The sequence below is a fragment of the Paenibacillus sp. J2L1-98 genome, from assembly GCF_056269405.1.
On record NZ_JBWDNW010000005.1, the window covers coordinates 26,125 to 45,038 of the forward strand.

The 18,914-nt window shown below is 47.8% G+C and carries 21 protein-coding genes and 1 tRNA gene; 15 read left to right on the forward strand and 7 right to left on the reverse strand.

Annotation, left to right across the window (positions count from 1 at the left end):
• The first annotated feature begins 46 nt into the window (after positions 1–46).
• Positions 47–137: transfer RNA gene (locus tag AC0YNZ_RS11990), tRNA-Ser, on the forward strand.
• 76 nt (positions 138–213) lie between these two features.
• On the forward strand, positions 214–678 hold the full coding sequence (locus AC0YNZ_RS11995) for a helix-hairpin-helix domain-containing protein (protein ID WP_475826824.1): 465 nt from the start codon (positions 214–216) through the stop codon (positions 676–678).
• Between the two features lie 411 nt (positions 679–1,089).
• On the opposite strand, the gene AC0YNZ_RS12000 is transcribed toward AC0YNZ_RS11995, so the two are convergent.
• Positions 1,090–1,272 carry a YjzC family protein gene (locus tag AC0YNZ_RS12000; protein WP_110769975.1) on the reverse strand — a complete coding sequence of 61 codons (183 nt, stop codon included), beginning with the start codon at positions 1,270–1,272 and terminating at the stop codon, positions 1,090–1,092.
• A gap of 271 nt (positions 1,273–1,543) precedes the next feature.
• Between AC0YNZ_RS12000 and rpsF the strand changes: the two genes are divergently transcribed.
• The 4 genes from rpsF to AC0YNZ_RS12020 all read left to right on the forward strand — a co-directional run bounded on the left by rpsF (position 1,544) and on the right by AC0YNZ_RS12020 (position 4,088).
• A complete protein-coding gene (rpsF, locus tag AC0YNZ_RS12005; RefSeq protein WP_056637901.1) occupies positions 1,544–1,828 on the forward strand; it encodes a 30S ribosomal protein S6 in 285 nt (94 codons plus the stop codon).
• A 36-nt stretch (positions 1,829–1,864) separates the two neighbouring features.
• Complete coding sequence (gene ssb / locus AC0YNZ_RS12010; RefSeq protein ID WP_110769976.1) at positions 1,865–2,386, forward strand: single-stranded DNA-binding protein; 522 nt, start codon at positions 1,865–1,867, stop codon at positions 2,384–2,386.
• Between the two features lie 111 nt (positions 2,387–2,497).
• On the forward strand, positions 2,498–2,782 hold the full coding sequence (gene rpsR / locus AC0YNZ_RS12015; protein ID WP_056637907.1) for a 30S ribosomal protein S18: 285 nt from the start codon (positions 2,498–2,500) through the stop codon (positions 2,780–2,782).
• 136 nt (positions 2,783–2,918) lie between these two features.
• Positions 2,919–4,088: a cation:proton antiporter gene (locus AC0YNZ_RS12020; protein ID WP_475826825.1), complete on the forward strand. Its 1,170-nt coding sequence runs from the start codon at positions 2,919–2,921 to the stop codon at positions 4,086–4,088.
• Between the two features lie 144 nt (positions 4,089–4,232).
• Here AC0YNZ_RS12020 and AC0YNZ_RS12025 read toward each other — a convergent pair whose 3' ends face one another.
• The 6 genes from AC0YNZ_RS12025 to AC0YNZ_RS12050 form a co-directional block, all read right to left on the reverse strand.
• Positions 4,233–4,970, reverse strand: a complete 738-nt coding sequence (locus tag AC0YNZ_RS12025; protein WP_475826826.1) for a DUF4247 domain-containing protein — start codon at positions 4,968–4,970, stop codon at positions 4,233–4,235.
• A 9-nt stretch (positions 4,971–4,979) separates the two neighbouring features.
• Entirely contained in the window at positions 4,980–5,486 is a 507-nt protein-coding gene (locus AC0YNZ_RS12030; protein ID WP_475826827.1) for a DUF4178 domain-containing protein, read from the reverse strand.
• 22 nt (positions 5,487–5,508) lie between these two features.
• Complete coding sequence (locus AC0YNZ_RS12035) at positions 5,509–5,910, reverse strand: DUF350 domain-containing protein (RefSeq protein ID WP_110769980.1); 402 nt, start codon at positions 5,908–5,910, stop codon at positions 5,509–5,511.
• 117 nt (positions 5,911–6,027) lie between these two features.
• Complete coding sequence (locus AC0YNZ_RS12040) at positions 6,028–6,696, reverse strand: PspA/IM30 family protein (RefSeq protein WP_475826828.1); 669 nt, start codon at positions 6,694–6,696, stop codon at positions 6,028–6,030.
• 168 nt (positions 6,697–6,864) lie between these two features.
• Positions 6,865–7,326 carry a CBO0543 family protein gene (locus AC0YNZ_RS12045; protein WP_475826829.1) on the reverse strand — a complete coding sequence of 154 codons (462 nt, stop codon included), beginning with the start codon at positions 7,324–7,326 and terminating at the stop codon, positions 6,865–6,867.
• Positions 7,327–7,526: 200 nt separating this feature from the next.
• Positions 7,527–7,883, reverse strand: a complete 357-nt coding sequence (locus AC0YNZ_RS12050) for a DUF4870 domain-containing protein (RefSeq protein WP_475826830.1) — start codon at positions 7,881–7,883, stop codon at positions 7,527–7,529.
• 204 nt (positions 7,884–8,087) lie between these two features.
• Here AC0YNZ_RS12050 and AC0YNZ_RS12055 point away from each other — a divergent pair, with 204 nt between their 5' ends.
• The 9 genes from AC0YNZ_RS12055 to AC0YNZ_RS12095 all read left to right on the forward strand — a co-directional run bounded on the left by AC0YNZ_RS12055 (position 8,088) and on the right by AC0YNZ_RS12095 (position 18,756).
• A complete protein-coding gene (locus AC0YNZ_RS12055; protein WP_475826831.1) occupies positions 8,088–9,140 on the forward strand; it encodes an LCP family protein in 1,053 nt (350 codons plus the stop codon).
• Between the two features lie 79 nt (positions 9,141–9,219).
• On the forward strand, positions 9,220–9,648 hold the full coding sequence (locus AC0YNZ_RS12060; protein ID WP_056628352.1) for a CBS domain-containing protein: 429 nt from the start codon (positions 9,220–9,222) through the stop codon (positions 9,646–9,648).
• A 244-nt stretch (positions 9,649–9,892) separates the two neighbouring features.
• Entirely contained in the window at positions 9,893–10,801 is a 909-nt protein-coding gene (locus AC0YNZ_RS12065; protein WP_475826832.1) for a DUF2232 domain-containing protein, read from the forward strand.
• An 18-nt stretch (positions 10,802–10,819) separates the two neighbouring features.
• Positions 10,820–12,781, forward strand: a complete 1,962-nt coding sequence (locus AC0YNZ_RS12070) for a DHH family phosphoesterase (RefSeq protein ID WP_475826833.1) — start codon at positions 10,820–10,822, stop codon at positions 12,779–12,781.
• Positions 12,778–13,221 carry a 50S ribosomal protein L9 gene (gene rplI, locus AC0YNZ_RS12075; protein WP_110769987.1) on the forward strand — a complete coding sequence of 148 codons (444 nt, stop codon included), beginning with the start codon at positions 12,778–12,780 and terminating at the stop codon, positions 13,219–13,221. The genes AC0YNZ_RS12070 and rplI overlap by 4 nt, the downstream gene beginning before the upstream one ends.
• Before the next feature lie 54 nt (positions 13,222–13,275).
• A complete protein-coding gene (gene dnaB, locus AC0YNZ_RS12080) occupies positions 13,276–14,637 on the forward strand; it encodes a replicative DNA helicase (protein ID WP_110769988.1) in 1,362 nt (453 codons plus the stop codon).
• Between the two features lie 189 nt (positions 14,638–14,826).
• On the forward strand, positions 14,827–16,113 hold the full coding sequence (locus AC0YNZ_RS12085; protein WP_475826834.1) for an adenylosuccinate synthase: 1,287 nt from the start codon (positions 14,827–14,829) through the stop codon (positions 16,111–16,113).
• 257 nt (positions 16,114–16,370) lie between these two features.
• Positions 16,371–17,039 (forward strand): hypothetical protein, encoded by a 669-nt coding sequence (locus tag AC0YNZ_RS12090; protein WP_475826835.1) that lies wholly within the window; start codon positions 16,371–16,373, stop codon positions 17,037–17,039.
• 142 nt (positions 17,040–17,181) lie between these two features.
• Positions 17,182–18,756 (forward strand): peptidoglycan DD-metalloendopeptidase family protein, encoded by a 1,575-nt coding sequence (locus AC0YNZ_RS12095; protein WP_475826836.1) that lies wholly within the window; start codon positions 17,182–17,184, stop codon positions 18,754–18,756.
• The last annotated feature ends 158 nt before the right edge of the window (positions 18,757–18,914 follow it).

The window sequence follows — 18,914 nt, forward strand, 5'->3', positions numbered from 1 at the left end:
TGATTACAGGCTCTGTGATATTATATTTTTTGTGTCAACAACACGCGGAGAGGTACCCAAGAGGCCCAAGGGGGCTGACTCGAAATCAGCTAGGCGGGTCAAACCGTGCGTGGGTTCGAATCCCACCTTCTCCGCCATAAACATTAACAGACAAACGATTCGATCACCGAATCGTTTTTTTTATTTATATAGTTCAATAAGGAGGCGATCTAATTGAGCACACCCAAGCTTCCATTAACGGATGATGAACGTAAACGGTTAAGACAAGCAAGGATTAAGCTTGCAGATGTGGCGGGATACACACCGGAGGAATTAAGCATTAGCATAAATGTGCCGTCAGGAAGAGCGAACCTGTTAGCTGCACTTGCGAAGTTTCAAGCGGTGCCTTCGATTGGCCCAAGACTTGCTGAAAATTTAGTCGAGCTGGGCTTTTATTCATTAGAGCAGATTAAAACCGGGGGAGAGAGTGGAGCACAGCTTGTAGAGCGCCTGGAGAGGCTGCACGGGGTTTGGATGGATCCTTGCGTCGAAGACGTTATGCGGCTTGCTGTCCATCATGCGAATGTACCCGGAAGCGACAAGCAATGGTGGGACTTTACAGCGGAACGGAAAGCATACCGAAAGAAGCACGGTTATCCGGCTGATCGTCCAAGCAAGGCATGGCATGAACAGCAATGAGAAAAAGAGGGCTCTTGCGAGCCCTCTTTTTTGACGGTGGTTGATGGTAAAGTCTGATTATTTCTCACTACAAGCATTTGAAACCTTGGAGCTTTCATTCGTCAATCGGAGCAATTCGGCAAAAGCTTCCTTGATTCCTTTTGAGCACAATGATACGTATCCGCTTATACGGTTTCCGTATGGATGCTCGAATGCGCGTGTGTTACAGACGAGTGTCTTTGGCACAACCCTCCGCTTCTATACTGCGTGAACGAAATCCTCTTTATGCGAAATGAAAGCTGATCCGTCTGATGACGGGTACAGCTGATTTCGCCTGACTAGAATGGTTCAAGGGAACCACACCTCTCTTACACCGTCGATAATATGATGACCAAAGCAGCGCCCTGATATTCATGATGCCGACAAAAAAAATTAATGACCCATTCGTTTCCACTTACGCTCATGGTTGGTCGTTTCCGGAAAGCGCTCACCTTTGCTGAGCTGCACCTTTTTCGGGTTTTGAATACCCATATGAAACGAGTTTACCCCATCTTCGATGTATGTTCCATTATTCGGTGCTTTATCTCCCGGCGAAAACAACGTACCTTCACCCATCATGATCATCCTCCAGCTTATAATTTAAGCGGACAGATAAGAATGTCTTATCCATCCATTGCCGTAGTATTTGCAGCGAATGGGAATTGCATAAGTAGCAGATAACGGCTATAAATCTTGGTATCGTATTCATTTTTTTATGCTCCATCATTAAGCATCTGTCAATTTCTCTTGTCATAGGCGATTAGATTTGATATAGTATAGAGATGCGAGCAGAGCTCGTTCCTTGCTCCATTTATGGGGCCGTTAGTCCAAGAGGAGGTGAAACAATATGCGCAAATATGAAGTAATGTACATCGTTCGTCCAGACGTTGAGCAAGAAGCCTTGCAAGCGATCGTTGACAAATTCCATGGCATTATCTCCAACGGCGGAGAGGTCACAAAGCAAGATGTGAGCGGAAAACGTCGTCTTGCGTATGAGATCAATAAGCTTCGTGATGGTTACTTTGTTCTGGTACATTTCAACGCAACAACTGAAATTGTGAATGAACTTGACCGTATCATGAAGATTACGGATGAAGTTATCCGTTCGTTGATCGTCAGAGACGTCGCTTAATCCACGCTGGATTGTTCGATTGGGAGGTCAGAAACGATGTTGAATCGTGTTATACTAATTGGTAGATTGACGAGAGACCCAGAGCTTCGCTATACGCCTGCAGGCGTTGCAGTTACACAGTTTACGTTAGCGGTAGATCGTCCGTTTACGAGCGGCGGTCAAGGTGAACGTGAAGCGGATTTCATTCCGGTTGTAACGTGGCGTCAACTGGCCGAGACTTGCGCCAACTACTTGCGCAAAGGCCGCTTAACAGCGGTTGAAGGACGCATTCAGGTGCGGAATTACGAGAATAACGAAGGCAAACGCGTCTACGTGACGGAAGTTATTGCAGATAACGTTCGGTTCTTGGAATCCAATCGTGAGGGCGGAGGCTCGCGTGAAGAAGGCGGAAGCAGCTACAGCGGCGGTACAAGCAGCGGCGGAGGATCTTTCGGCGGCAACGCTTCCCAAAGCGGCGGTAACCGGCCAGCTGGTAATAACTCACGTAACGACAGCCGTGATCCGTTCCAGGATGACGGACGCCCGATTGATATATCAGAGGATGATTTGCCATTTTGATATCGGAGTAGCTTCTACTTTGTGTATCAATGGAGCGGTTATGCAGCCTTTATTGCGAGATAAAGCCGCCTGCGTAATTGTATAATTTTCAACGATAAGGAGGATACTATCATGGCTTTCAAGCAAAGAGATAACGGCGGCGACGAGCGTCCAGAGCGTAAGTTCAGCGGACGTAAAGGCGGACGCAACAAACGTCGTAAAGTTTGTTTCTTCACTGTAAACAAAATTTCTAAAATTGACTATAAAGATGTAGATTTGCTGAAAAAGTTTATCAGCGAGCGCGGCAAAATTTTGCCACGTCGTGTGACTGGAACAAGTGCGAAATACCAACGCTTGCTTACAATCGCAGTTAAACGTTCACGTCAAATCGCATTGCTTCCTTACACGACTGAATAGGTCGTTAAGTGAATATGCAAGAAACGGAGGAGCCTGTCACCAAGGGCTCTTTTTGTTTTTTACTAAGAGCCCGTATGCATACGGGCTCTTTTTTGTTGCATGCTAACTCAATCGGTGAAGAAAGGGGTGCGTACGGATGCAGTTTATTTTTTATTTAGCACTCATTATCGTATCGACGAAAGCAGCCGGACATGTATCTGTACGGCTGGGGCAGCCTGCGGTATTAGGAAAGCTGCTTGCGGGTATTATCCTTGGCCCTGCATTATTAGGCTGGGTTCAGCCTGACGATTTCATTGGTCATTTTGCAGAAATAGGCGTACTTTTACTTATGTTTATAGCAGGCTTGGAAACGGACTTGGATCAGCTCCGCCAAAACTGGAAGGCTTCTTTCGCTGTTGCGATAGGCGGAATTATCCTGCCATTTGCAGGCGGTTATGCGATAGCTGCTGGTCTGGGCTTATCGAATACGGAGGCGCTGTTCTTAGGCTTACTGCTGTGCGCAACTTCAGTCAGCATTTCCGTCCAAACGCTCAAGGAGATGAATCAACTTAATTCTAAAGAAGGTACTACGGTACTTGGGGCTGCGGTAGTGGATGACGTTGTCGTAGTAGTGCTGCTAGCGGTTATGATGAGCTTGCTCGGAGTAGCGGACAATGTTTCAATTCCAGTATTAATTGGGAAAAAGGTATTGTTCTTTATTATAGTTATCGCGGTCAGCATAGGGGTTATACCGCATGTGATGAAACTGTTCGCTCGCTTTAAAATTACGGAAGCTGCTATGAGCGCGGCCTTAGTCATTTGCTTTGCATTTTCTTACTTTGCCGAGTTTATGGGAGTAGCCGGCATTATTGGAGCCTTCGCAGCCGGAATTGCGATTTCACAAACGAAGTTTAAGCATGATGTGGAGTCGAAAGTCGAGCCGATTGCCTATACGCTATTTGTACCGGTCTTCTTCGTAAGTATCGGACTAAACATTACATTTGAGGGTTTGAGCAGCCAGCTTGTCTTTATGATATGGCTATCTCTAGTTGCCATCGTTACGAAGCTGCTTGGCGGGGGATTAGGCGCTAGGCTGACCGGATTCAATAACCGTTCATCACTTGCGATAGGTGCAGGAATGGTATCCAGAGGAGAGGTAGCGCTCATTATTGCGGCATCCGGCTTAGAGTCAGGGCTTTTGCTGCCTCAATATTTCACCTCGGTCGTAATGGTCGTTATCGTGACAACGCTTGTCACTCCGCCTATGCTGAAGCTAATATTCCCAAATTTAACTAACTCTAAGCAACAATCAAATTCACATGGTTGACCATCTGGAAGCTGACAATAAAACCTTTGGTTATAAAATTGGGTTTAAGTGACAAACGGAAGGAAACATAGCTGCGAGCCTGCAGTACAAAGAAAAGAGCAGCATCCTTCATTAGGATGCTGCTCTGGTTTTGAAAGGTGAGGCTTAACGCCGCCTGGTTATTCTGCTTTTGCCGACCTTGACGGAAGGCCTTGAGGTTCGCGGCTTTGTGTATACGCTGCTTGATTTGCTATTTTGGCCGTTATTTTTTATGATTTTTCCTTTAGATGAAGGCTTAGTCGTTATCGAGTTTTTATTCGAATCAGCCGTTGCATTGGCATCCTTTGAGCGTTTGAACACGGTGCCGCTGCGGTTAACCGTTACGGGCGGAGCCAGCTTCTTATCTTCCACTGTAGGTACTCGGTACGTTGTGTTAGGCTTGTATTTATCCTTCGATGAGTAGCCTCGGTATTTGCCGCTGCCGTACTTGCCCATATCGAATAGATCGTCAAGCACACTAGCTAATAAGTAACCTTCCAGAAACCCCGAGCTGTAATTTTGTCGTACATATTCGGTTGAGTCGATTTCGATAAGGGTATCTGCCGGCTTGTCGGGAGCCTGCTGCAAATGGATGATTTCATCAGAATAAACGAGAAACATCCGCTCTGTACTCACGTCGCTCTGCTGCTTAGGATCACGCTGCTTGATTAAATCGGCAGCGACATCCGGAACGGAACGGCTCTCAGCACGATACACATATGAAGTTTGGTTGCCTGAGCCATTTACCGATTCTAGCGGATATTGATCCTTAACCGTATCCGAAACCGCGCAAGCTGTGAGAAGAGGGACGATAAAACTCAGCAGAAGCAGGTATTTTATAAATTGATGCCACCATTTATTCATCTCTTCCTCCTATCCGCCACGCAGCACGCGAACATCGGCAGGCAGAACGCTTTCTCCTTCATAAAGCATGAAGCGTCCGTTTTGCCATTCAATACGAAGAAGCTTCATATCGTCAGATTGATACTGCCAGACATGCTGTTCGCCTCCCTGCATGTAAGGCGTTTTGCCGATCGCTGTAATTAATCCCGAAAATTGCTCCTCCATATGATAAGTCCGGTCATCCAGCTCCAAAATAGTCGGTACCTCTTCAACGGAGTCCAGCCGGCCGTCAATCGGGTCATAGAGTGCATACACGGTTCTTTCTCGTTCCTCTATAGTCAAATAGCGAATGGATATGCCGTCTTGCAGTGTGAGTACGATCGCATTGCGAGCACGGTTATGCGTTCTGCCGGTCACGTTATACGTAACTAAGGAGACCTCGCATATGTCGCCAGGCGAGAGCGTCATTACGCTTTTCTCTACAATAGGCGGCTCCACGGGAGTAATCAGATTTTTAATCCTTTTGAACAAGCTCATCTTATATGCTCCTTCTATAAAGTTAAATAGAACCGATAATTAATGCCCCTGCTACATGGAGTGAGCCTGCAAACAATGCGTATCCGATCTTGCCTTCATGTATACCTTGCTCCAGCTTCATTCCGCTAACGGCAACGACGATTTTCTCAACAATCCACTCCAGTAAGAGCAAGAGGACGAAGGAGATGAGAGAAACGACAAGAGCCTCCAGCATTTCGCTCGATTTGCTAATCGATTGCGCCAAAATATACGCTTGGGCAAACAGCTTCAGCACGAAGCGTGTAGTGACTGCCGTATTTCCGTTTTTAATTTCCTGCAAATCGTTGTACTTCGTGAAGCGAGAATCCAGAAACATGATGATGACTAATAAAATAGCTCCTGCACCTGTCCATACCGGAATTCGAATAAGATCAATCCAAGACATCGTGAGTTCCTCCAAAGTTTCCAATTTATAAAAATGACCGCCTTTAGTTAAAACCGGAAGTCCGATTCATAACGCTAGCGGTCATACTATACAATATTTGCTGGTTAAATGGAACAATTATTGTTTCTCGTATTGTTTCATAAGGGCGGCAAGCTCATCTTCAACCGCTTTGTCCTTGCCGAGCTTCTCAAATTCATCATCGAGCGATTTACCTTTAGAGCTCATCTCGTTGCTCGCTTCAGCTTGAGCCTCCATTTGCAGCATTTTCTCTTCCATGCGCTTCATGCCTGCTGCAGCCGAATCCGTGCCGAACCCCGACATTGCTTTATTGATTTCCGTTTGCGCTTTGGCAGCGTTGTATCTAGCTACAAGCGTTTCGCGCTTATTTTTTAGGCCGGTAAGCTGCTTGCGCATCTCATCTAGCTTGCCGCGAAGGTTGTCAGCCAGCAATTTATTTTGGTCAAAGCCGGCCTTGTACTCGGCAACCTTCTGTTCGGCCGATTTCTTCTCTTCCAGGGCGCGGCGCGCCAGTTCGATGTTCTGAGCCTGTGCCGCAAGATGGGCTTGCTCGCTGCGCTTCTCCACGAGCTCCGCTTGTTCTTCATAAAGCTGCTTGAACTTTTTCTCGATAGCAATTTGTGCCGCAACAGCCTTCTCTGCATCTGCTAAGTCTTCTTGCATGTCACGTATATATTGATCGGTTAACTTAACAGGATCTTCCGCTTTCTCAATAAGAGAGTAAACATTCGATAAAGTAAGGTCACGCAGCCGTTTAAAAATAGACAATTAAATCCCTCCCAGGAATGTAGATCGCATAAACAATGATACGTGAGTCTGATCGAAAAAGTTGCAAGCAAATAGTAGGAGAATTTCTATGGCGGCTTTGGACCGGATTGCTGCTATTCAAGAAGCCGCTCATCCCATAAACAAAAGATGGAGAGCGGCTAACCGTCTTTATAAGATGCGTAATCGCTCAAGGAACCGAAAGTATATATACACGCAGCTGAAAGCAAGTAAGTAGGATAGGGAGGTATAGCCGATATTCCAGCCGCTCCCGTACGTTACTTTGCCGACCAGAGTTCCAATATACTCAAGTATCGTCGTACAAAGAACGAATAAGAATATTATGAGCGCTGTTTTTTTTCGATGCAAAAGAATCGTCCAAATCATGTAGCTTCCAAGCACAGGGTAAAGGCCGATATTAAGAGGCAATGCCGATACGTTTTGATCATCCGGTATAAGCGGCGTAAAGTCCCAAAACTTTAATTGAAAGCCGAATGCGTTTATGACAAACGATAGGACAGCGACGATAGGAGAGATCAGCAGCAATACTTTAGGGCTTTTCCGGGCAAGGTACAACGCGATGATCCAAGGAATTATGAAACCGAAAATGACATTAATTAGCATCTCAGACATCTCAGATCCCTTTCTTATTCATTTTTTTATTAGGGTTCCCGTTGTTGTAAGCAGCATACGCTTTTTCAAAATAAAGCCAGGACGTTGTGCGCATACGCCGTCCTGGCTCTTTTTTAAGAAAAAAAGAACGGCAACAGGCCGTCCATTTTTTGGGATATAAGAATGTGAATAACTGAACCGTTACACTGGAGTATAGAACTTTAAAACTTGTTTGCTTGGTGCTCCGACCAATCGCCGATAATAGGCAGCTTGGTCAGCTTGCCTTGCAGCGTAAGCAGCATAAGTCCAATCCACAAAATGAAGCTGACTGGAGCAAGCAGCAAACCGAGCAGCCAGCCGATGAGAGGGATAAAGCCAAACAAAATATTAAGTACGATGAGCGTTACACATACGACGATCGATTGAACGGCGTGCAGTTTAACGAAGCGGCTTTTTTTCTCTAAAATAAGGAATATAATGCCAGTTACAAAGCCTCCCAAGTAACAAAGCAAGCCAGCTACTTTGGGATCTAGGCCGGTCGACGAGCCGTCCGGCTGCAAGGATGGAGGTTGTATCACAAGTTTCACCCTTTCTAATTAACATATGCTTGGAATGATTGTATTCGTCATCTGTACGAGGTAGACCTTTTTCATTTATAAAATAATATCAAAAATTGGTATGAATACTTTGTAAAAGATTTGTAACCTGTTTCGACAAATTATCGTCTAGTATATATAGGTGTCATGATATAAGAATCGAAAGATAGGAGAAGTTATCATATTATGAATAAACGTAAATGGTTATATGCGGCATCGGCCTTAGCGGTTGTTCTTATCGTTACCGTTTTTTTTAACCGCGGGGCATTGGCCATGTTAGGATTTGATTGGTTCCTCGAAGGTCATGTAGAGAAGCGATTGGAGCAAACTTATAAGCCTATCGATGGACGGGAGCCCGTTCCGATTAGTACAATAGATAAGAAGCAGGATCCGTTCTCCGTGCTGCTTCTTGGCGTTGACCAGAGAGGTAAAGAAATTGGACGCTCGGACACGATGATTTATACGGTCGTTCGTCCAAAAGACGGCGATCTTCTGATGGTCTCGATTCCGCGTGATACGTACGTTGAGATCGTCGGGAAGGACAAAGAGGATAAGATTACGCATGCTTACGCATTCGGCGGAGCGGGTATGGCCATGGATACCGTCGAGAAGTTATTGGACGCGCCAATTCATTACTACGCTTCTATTAACTTCGAAGGCTTCCGCAAAGTAATTGATACGCTCGGCGGGATCTCGCTGCCTATTGATGAGGATATGGTTAATGACGACCCCGATCACGAGAAGTTCGTCATCAAGGCCGGTCAGGACAATTATAACGGTCAGGATACTCTTAACTATGTTCGTTACCGAGAGGATGCAGGCGGAGACATGAACCGCACGGAGCGTCATCAAATTTTCTTGAATCTGCTGATGGAGAAAGCAAAGCAAATGAATCAATGGTCCAAGGTACCAGAGCTTATGGATATTATGGGCGATAATTTTAGCACGGATATGCGTCCGCAGCAGCTTGTCGACTTAGCTCAAAGCATGCTGCAGGCGAAGGAGCGGAATATTTACAGCCACTCGCTGCTTGGCAATGGACACCGCTTGAAGAGCGGCGGCGCGTGGTACTATTTTGCCGATGAAGAGGATTTGGCTAAGGTGCAGACGATGATAAAAAGCTGGTTGAATGCGGACACGCCTGCATCCAGCCTTATATTGCCGGAAAAGTACACAGTAAACAAGGCGAAAGAAGTAGGGACGCTTTCGAGCAGCGAGAGAGTGTCCAAGCAGCCGTAAGCTGCGCGCTCCGGTCCGTCTGCTGCCTTCGGCCAATAGGGAATGGAAAGAGCAAATGGAACGGAGTTGTTGGGGAAAAATGAATGTCGCGTTTTTTTTATTGCCGAAGCAGGATGTCATCTGTTTAACCCAGGATGCAACATTAAGACAGACGCTTGAACGAATGGAATATCATCGTTATACGGCAGTGCCTATCATAAATGATGATGGCGGATATGCAGGTACCGTTACGGAAGGTGATTTGCTATGGTACATCAAAAATCATACCGACCTTACGCTTGAGCAGACCAATAAAGTGAAGCTCGCCGATGTGCCGCTTCGAATGAATAATAAGACGGTGCAAATCGATGCCAATATGGATGATCTGATCTCGCTGGCGAAGGTACAAAATTTCGTGCCCGTTGTCGACGATATGAACCGGTTTATCGGGATCGTGCGCAGAAGCGAAATTATCGATTACTGCCAGAAAATCATAACAGAGCAATATAATGTGCTGCAGGATAAATAACGAACGGCGGCGATACCGCTCGGGTTGTGGTATTATTTTCAAAGTGAGTGGGGCAACATAATTAGAAACGAAGGCGGAATGAGCTTGCTGTTCCGTCTTTTTGTTTGTTGTATAAGCGGTGAAGCGGGTGTTGCATCCTTATAGGAAGCCAATGGGAATGTGCGTGATATATGCAGCTTTTATGCTATAATGAGTTGTAAAAGTTTCGTAAGAAACGAGATTAAATAATCAAGAGGTGAACGGTTTGAAAACCGGCTTGAAACCAGTGCTGTGGAGCTGTACGGCACTTCTTTTATTATTGTCCCTTCTAGTGCCGCTATTCAACGTCATTACCATGCTGCTGATTATGGTGCCGTATGTCGTACTGTATGCGACCTTGCCGCCAAAATCGTTTGTGCTGCATCTGCTTCCTGTATGGGTGCTGGCGTTCATTATCGGCGGGCCGGCCACGCTCATTATTGGGTTGTTTTTCCTAATACCTTCTATTGTGATGGGCCACTTGTACATGAAGCAAGCAACCGCCTCGAGGGTTATTCGGACGGTCGGCGTTGTGGTTCTCGCTCAATTGATGCTTGAGCTGCTTATATTCGAGGTGTTCTTGGATATTTCGCTCATTAGAGAATTGAGTACATTTGTACGGTCAACGGTCGAGGAATTGATGGCACAGAGCTATCTTCCTGCGGAATGGGACTCGGGGTTAACGGATATCGTCATTCACACCATGGTTAACTCAATCCCCGTTACCTTTATTTTGATTGCGTTTGGGCTTACGGTTATTACGCAATTCATAGCCCGCAGAGCCGTTATGTGGAGCGGGGGGCCGGATGTGCCTAGGTTTACCCGTGCAAGGGAATGGCGTCTGCCTCGTTTGCTCGTTATTTTGTACTTGATTTCTTATGTCATTGAGCTGTTTTCGTCGACAGCAACGAGCGATTCTTATTTTGCAGTGGCGTTAATGAACTTGGTTCCTCTGCTTAGCTTTGTTTTTGCGTTTCAGGCTGTCGGATTTTTCTACTTCCTTGCCCATCAGCGAGGGTGGAACAAAGCGGTGCCGGTTCTGATTGCGATTCCGGTGCTTTTGATCCCGCCGCTAAGCTTAATTGGCGTGCTGGATACCGCTTTCCCAATCCGCAAGTCGTTTACGAAACCATAGCACAGGAGCGGATCTGAAATGCCGAAGTTTTTGGTTACACGTTGGCACGGAATGCATCAGATATGGTCATTCGTATTGATGGTGCTCATGTCGGTGGCGCTTGCCTGGTTCGAGTGGCTGCTCGGGCTGCTCGGGCTGCTGCTGACCGGTGGCGTATTGTTTTACATGGTAATAGCGGAAAGAGCGTTCCGCAAAGACCTCAAATCGTATTTGGGCACGTTGTCCTATCGGGTCAAAAAGGTTGGCAACGATGTCATCAGCGAGCTTCCATTTGGAATTATTCTATATAATGAAGATCGAATAGTGGAATGGCATAATCCTTATATTGCAGGCGTGGTGGAGCGGGAAACGGCCATCGGAGTGCCGCTTGCGGAGCTTTTTCCGTCTTTGCAGCAGGTAAAGGAACGGGAGGGTACCATCGAAGCGACGGTTGGTTCCCAAGTGTACCAGCTGATCTTCAAGCCGAAGGAACGGATTCTGTACGTCAAAAATATTACCGATCTCTGGCAGCTTGGCCGCAAATACGATGATGAGAAACTCGTCCTTGGCGTCGTCATGATCGATAACCTTGAGGAAGTGACGCAAGGCTTGGACGATCACCAGCGCAGCTCGATGCTGGCGAAGGTCACGACGGAGATTACCGAATGGGCGCAAAAATTTCATCTTTATTTGAAGAGACTCACGTCTGACCGCTTTCTGCTGGTGACCGACCAGCGAACGCTGAAGCAGCTTGAGCAGTCCCGCTTTGTTGTGCTCGACGAAGTAAGGGAGATTACCGGCGATCACAAAATTCCGGTCACGCTCAGCATCGGCTTCGCAGCAGGGGCCGAGAACATTATCGAGCTTGGCCAGTGGGCGCATACGAGCCTTGATATTGCGCTCGGACGGGGCGGTGATCAGGCATCCGTTAAAGTTGGCAGCCGGCAGTCGTTCTACGGAGGCAAGTCGAATGCGGTGGAGAAGCGGACCCGCGTCCGTGCACGAGTGGTCGCTCATGCGCTGAGAGATCTGATACGCGAGAGCCACAATGTTGTTATTATGGGACACAAAATGCCCGACATGGATGCAATCGGGGCAGCTATCGGCGTGATGAAGGCAGCGCAGCTGTTTGGCAAAGAGGCCTATATCGTGCTCGAGGGCGTCAACCCGGCGATCCAGAAAATGATGGAGCTCATCAGGGAAGACGAGAGGCTGTCTAAGCGTTTTGTATCGCCGGAGCAAGCTTTTGCGCTAATAACGCCTCAGACGCTTGCCGTGGTCGTCGACACGCATAAGGTATCCATGGTGAAGGAGCCGAAGCTGCTTTCACTAACGGATCGTATCGTCGTTGTCGATCATCATCGCCGCAGCGAGGAATTTATCGCAAATGCAATATTGGTGTATATGGAGCCTTACGCCTCATCGACATGCGAGCTGGTAACCGAGCTGCTTCAATACATTCATGACCGCGTCGTTCTTGATGTAAGGGAATCAACAGCATTGCTTGCCGGCATCACAGTAGATACGAAGAGCTTCTCGCTTCGTACTGGAGCGCGGACGTTTGAGGCCGCTTCATTCCTCCGCCGCAACGGCGCAGATTCGATGATGATTCAGCGGATGCTGAAGGAGGATCTGGAGGAGTACGTGCGCAAGGCGGAAATTATTAAGCATGCCGAGGTGCTCTATGAGCATGTGGCTATTGCAGTAACCGAGAGCGGTCGTAAATATTCGCAGCTGCTCATCGCGCAGTCGGCGGATACGCTGCTGAATATGACGGATATACTCGCTTCCTTCGTTATCGGGGAGCGGCCTGACGGACTTATCGGCATAAGCGCTCGTTCGCTGGGCCATATGAATGTACAGGTAGTGATGGAACGTATGGGCGGAGGCGGACATTTGACGAATGCTGCCGCTCAGCTTGAAGGATCAGTAGTGGAAGTGGCTGAACGTCTGAAGCGGGTTTTGGACGAAATTGAAACGGAAGAGGGGTTATTTGAATGAAAGTAATCTTTTTGAAGGATGTTAAAGGACAAGGAAAGAAAGGTCAAGTGAAGGATCTTTCTGAAGGATATGTACGTAATTTTCTACTGCCGCAAGGGCTGGCGAAGCTGGCATCGGACGGCAACCTGAAGACGCTTGAGGTTCAGAATGCGTCCGAGCAGAAGCGCAAGGAGCAGGAAAAGGTAGATGCGCAGGAGCTTGGCAAGAAGCTGGAAGAGTTGACTGTCGTTATCAAGACAAAAGCGGGCGAAGGCGGAAGGCTGTTCGGCGCAATTACGAGCAAGCAAATCGGCGAGGCGCTGGCAGCGCAAGGCATTAAGATCGACAAACGCAAAATCGAGCTTGAAGATCCCATTCGCACGCTAGGTGTTACGCAGGTTGTCGTGAAGCTTCACCCTGAAGTAAAAGCGAAGCTGAGTGTACAAGCGGCTGAAGAATAGAAGATAGTTTTATGCTTACGAAGCAGATTTTTGAAAACCTTTAAGGAGGGACCCATGAGTACAGAGCTGATGTTTGACCGTGTTCCACCGCAAAACTTAGAAGCTGAACAGGCTGTCATCGGAGCGATATTGCTGCAAGCGGAAGCGCTTATTACAGCGATGGAGCGGGTGCGCAGCGAAGACTTCTATAGCGGCCCTCACAGATTAATTTACGAGGCGATGGTCGAGATCGCCGAGAACAACCAGCCGGTTGACCTCGTAACCTTGACAGCTCATTTGCAGGATCAGCAATTGCTTGAAGAAATAGGCGGCGTCAGTTATTTGGCGAAGCTGGCCAATTCGGTGCCGACTGCGGCAAACGTTGATTATTACGCGCAAATCGTTGAAGAGAAATCGATGCTGCGGCGCCTTATCCGAACCGCAACCAACATCGTATCCGATGGCTATGCGAATTCGGAGGATGTGGGCGTCCTGCTCGGCGATGCGGAGAAAAAAATTCTCGAAATATCGAATCGCCGCTCAGGCAGCGGATTTATATCCATTCGGGACGTATTGATGGAGGTATTCGAGAAGGTCGAGCAGCTGTATGCGGACAAGGGAGGCACGACGGGTATTCCGTCCGGCTTTACGGATCTGGACCGGATGACAGCCGGCTTCCAGCGGAGTGACCTTATCATCGTCGCGGCTCGTCCATCGGTAGGTAAAACGGCGTTCGCGCTCAATATCGCACAAAATGTCGGCGTTCGCGCCCGCGAGACCGTCGCCATCTTCAGTCTGGAGATGTCAGCGGCGCAGCTGGTACAGCGTATGATCTGCGCAGAAGCTAACGTAGATGCGCAGCGCATGCGGACAGGCCATCTGGAGGGCGACGACTGGGAGAAGCTGACGATGGCGATTGGTTCGTTGTCGGAAGCGCAAATTTTCATAGATGATACGCCGGGTATTACAGTGGCTGAGATTCGTGCCAAATGCCGTCGATTGAAAAAGGAAAAAGGCCTCGGCATGATTCTGATTGACTATTTGCAGCTGATTTCCGGCCGCGGCAAAGCAGGCGAGAACCGGCAGCAAGAGGTATCCGAAATTTCGCGGACTTTGAAGCAAATTGCGCGTGAGCTTGAGGTTCCGGTAATCGCTCTCTCGCAGCTCAGCCGGGGTGTTGAGCAGCGGCAGGACAAGCGGCCGATGATGTCTGACCTTAGGGAATCAGGCTCGATCGAGCAAGATGCCGATATCGTCTCGTTCTTGTACCGGGACGATTACTATGATAAAGAATCAGAGAAGAAAGACATTATCGAGATCATAATCGCCAAGCAGCGGAACGGACCGGTAGGTACGGTAGAGCTGGTCTTTCTGAAAAAATATAATAAATTCGTAAGTATTGACCGCACTCATCAGGATCCGATGCAGGCGTCATGAATTCCCGAACAATTGCATGGGGAGCTATGCAATTGTTCGTTTTTAGTTTGACTTCTCGGGGATGGACTGATACACTATTAATGCTGTCTTTTGACTTGCATCACGAGGCCTCTAAATGAAGGTAATGTCGTGCCGCAGCATTCAGACGGTAATTTTCGGTGCTTATAAACACCGGACGGGGGTATAATTATGTCTACGGTTGTTGTTGTTGGTACACAGTGGGGAGACGAAGGTAAAGGCAAAATCACTGATTACTTGGCAGAGGGAGCCGACGTCGTCGCTCGTTACCAAGGGGGAAACAATGCCGGACACACGATCCTTATTGATAACAAAAAATACAAATTAACGATGATTCCATCGGGTATTTTCAATCATAATAAAACATGCGTCATCGGCAACGGAATGGTTATTAATCCGGAAGCGCTGATCGAGGAAATTAACTATATTCATGATAACGGCTTCTCGACTGCTAATTTGAAAATTAGCGATCGCGCGCACGTTATTATGCCGTATCACCTTGTGCTTGACGGTCTTGAGGAAGATCGTAAAGGCGATAACAAAATCGGTACAACACGCAAAGGGATCGGCCCTTGCTACATGGACAAAGCGGCACGCAACGGTATCCGCATCGCCGACCTGATGGATGCAGAGGGATTTGAAGCAAGAGTCCGCAGCATTATCGTCGAGAAAAACCAACTGATCGAGCAAGTATACGGCGGAGAGCAGCTTGATGCTGACAAAATCGTCCGTGATTATCTTGGCTATGCAGAAACGCTTCGTCCGTACGTAACCGATACGTCGGTTGTACTGAACGATGCAATCGATGCTGGTCAGAAAGTATTGTTCGAAGGCGCTCAAGGCGTTATGCTGGATATCGACCAAGGCACTTACCCGTATGTTACGTCCTCCAACCCGTCGGCTGGCGGCGTATGTATCGGCTCGGGCGTTGGCCCTTCAAAAATCAAACAGGTTATCGGTGTTGCTAAAGCGTACACGACTCGCGTAGGCGATGGTCCGTTCCCAACAGAGCAAGATAACGAAATTGGCCAATTGATCCGTGATAAAGGCCATGAGTACGGTACGGTAACAGGCCGTCCGCGCCGCGTCGGCTGGTTCGATACGGTTGTTGTCCGTCATGCGCGCCGCGTCAGCGGTATTACAGGTCTATCCCTTAACTCGCTCGACGTACTGACAGGCATTGAAACGGTGAAGATTTGTACGGGCTACAAATTGCGCGGCGAGATTATCGAAACTTACCCGGCAAGCTTGAAATTGGTATCCGAGTGCGAAGCGGTATACGAGGAGCTTCCAGGCTGGTCGGAGGATATCTCCGGTGCAAAAACGCTTGAGGATCTTCCAGTAAACACGCTTAACTACTTGAACCGCGTATCCGAGCTTACAGGCATTCCAATTGCGATTTTCTCGGTAGGCCGCAACCGCGAGCAAACGAATCCGGTTCGTCCTATCTACGAATAAAATATTTCTTTAAGAAGGGTGGCCCCAGGCCATCCTTTTTTTGCGTTATATCCGGTTCAGCTAACTGGTCTCGCCCTTAATCCCTAACGGGCAGCTAGCGCAGAGTAGGCCCAAAACATGCGGATATTGGGAATTTAATGCAAATAAGAGAATGTCCGCCCTTAATGTTGACCATAATGATATGTAATAGAAGATGGAAACAGCAGCTAATAGATAGAGTAGTCTTTCAGCTGCTGTACGAAGGGATTGGTGCGATCATGTTTAAAAAGATCGGGTGGCTGGCAAAGCTGGTTGCGGCAGGGCTGATTTTAAGCTTTTTATCGATATGGACGACGGGGTATATTGTGACCAGTTATGTCGAGACTCTATTAAAACAGTTCAATTTGCCGCTTGAAGTACCGCCGATGGCGATGTCTGGCGTGTGGGGGAAGCTCTGGGGAGCTGATCCGCTGGTAACGACGGATACGGCAGGGAAAGAAGGGACGGGGGTCACAAGCGAGGAAGCGCCGGAGAACCATTCGGGCGAGAGCAGCCAGGGCGAGCCTCCAGTATCGGTAGATGCCTTTAGTCAGGTAACCGACCCTCCGCTTACGGATATTGGAATCGGCGGCGGCACGCAGGCGAGCGGCGGCGCTGCTCAGCAAGGCGGAGAGGTGCAGGAGGGAACGGCTGGCGCGGATAAAACCGAAACGGCGATGACGACAGAGGATTTGACCGAAGTAAAGGAGCAAATGAGTGACAAGGACAAGGATGCGCTGTTCGGTCTCTTAATGACCAAATTGCCCCAGGAATCATGGCAAACCATCTCTCAATATGTAGAAAACGGTCTGACGGAGCAAGAGCTGACAGCGATTCAACAAATCATGGCACAGCATCTCGACAAGACCGAATACGGGCAAATGATGGATATTCTGAAAAAATATTAATATAGTGAATCTATTGTAAAGGTTGCTCCTATTGTTGGGCATATGTTAAAGTATTAGGCGAGTGATCCGACAGGATCATTCGCCTTTTTTCTGTATCGGAAGTAGGAAAAAATAGTTGCATAAGCGCGAAAAGGAGACAATCATGACCGTTTTCAGGGAAAAAGGTCGGATTAAGAAGGTATGGAATCAAGCGATTCAGTACTTTCGACAAAGCCGATCGCAACACTTGAATGGCAAGACACAGCAACAATCCGCAAGCGGCAAGGCAAACACGCCATTTTGGCGGAAGAAGCCGGTTCAGCTAGCGGGCGGGGCGCTCGTACTCCTCACAGTAGCCGGATTTAGCGGAATCCAATATGTCCAAGCAAACACAGTCGAATTTTATAACGTATATATGAATGGAACAGCAGTTGGTACCGTAAGTAATCCAGAAGAAGTAGAGCAGCTTGTTCTGTTAAAGACAGAAGAAGTTCAACAAGCAAACCCGGGAATTAATATGGTGCTAGATACGGGAACGATTACATACGAAGCCGATGCGGCTTTCAATGGTACGCCTGAAACGGATGTTACATTGGACAAGCTTGAAGGGATGTTTACCTCCCATGCGGTTGGCGTAGAAGTAAAAGTTGATGGAAAAGTAATCGGCATCGTGAAAGACCAGAAGACGGCAGACGCTGTATTATTGCGCGTACAAAGCAAGTTTGCTCCTAAGCTTGCCGCTGCAAAGAAGGATTCAAAAGAAGTAAAGTCGCTTTCATTCGATGCAAGCGAGGCGGCTGCGCCGGAGCAAAAGCCTAAGGCGGCATCCAAGACGCCTGGGCGTGAGGTGACGGAGGTTGAGTTCATCGAGGCCGTCATGACGGAAAATATTGATACCGATCCGCAGCAGATCATGGAAGCGGAAGCTATTTACAAAATGCTCGTTCAAGGCAGCATTCAACCGACGAAATATACGGTAAAAGAAGGCGATTGCGTCGGCTGTATCGCACAGAAATTTGATATTTCTCCTCAAGTTATCTATGAGAACAACAGGTGGATTGAAGACGATAAGCTCACAATAGGTGATGTGCTTGATTTAACGGTGCGCCAGCCGGAGCTGACGGTGAAGACGGTTGAGAACTTAGTTGAGGTCGAATCGATTGAGCCTCCGGTTGAAGTGAAGAAAAATGCGGACATGCGTGTCGGCGAGTCGAAGACGATCTCGGAAGGAGCGGCAGGCTCTAAGCGTTTGACTTACCGCATCGTGAAGCAGAACGGCTACGTTGTTTCCGAAGAGCTCGTGATGAAAGAAGTCATCAAGGAAGCTTCTCCAAAAATCGTTGTGCGGGGCACAAAGGTCGTTTTGGGCGAAGGATCAGGCAACTTTGCCATGCCGGTTGCGGGTGCCAGATTAACCAGTAAGTTCGGACAGCGCTGGGGACGTATGCACAACGGCGTCGATTTAGTCGGGAACAAGAACATTCATGCAGCCGATACTGGCGTAGTTGAGTTCGTCGGCACGAAGCCGGGTCTTGGCAACGCGATTGTTATTAACCATAAGAACGGTTATACCACAGTCTATGGTCACCTCAGTTCTTTCGAAACAAGAGTAGGCGACATTGTAGAGAAGGGCGACACAATCGGCATTATGGGCAGCACAGGCAACTCTACCGGCGTTCATCTGCATTTTGAAGTGCACAAAAACGGCGTACTGCAAAATCCGTTAAAGTACTTATAACTTATACCCAAATTAGTTCAAGGAGAACCACTCTCGCTTCGGCGGATCGGTCCTCCTTTTTTATTTGCCGTATAGCTGAACGATACAGGAAAAACCTTGCTAACATGAAGGAAGTTTCATTGTGAAGTAGGGGATAACGTGTGTTAAAATAGAAGTTA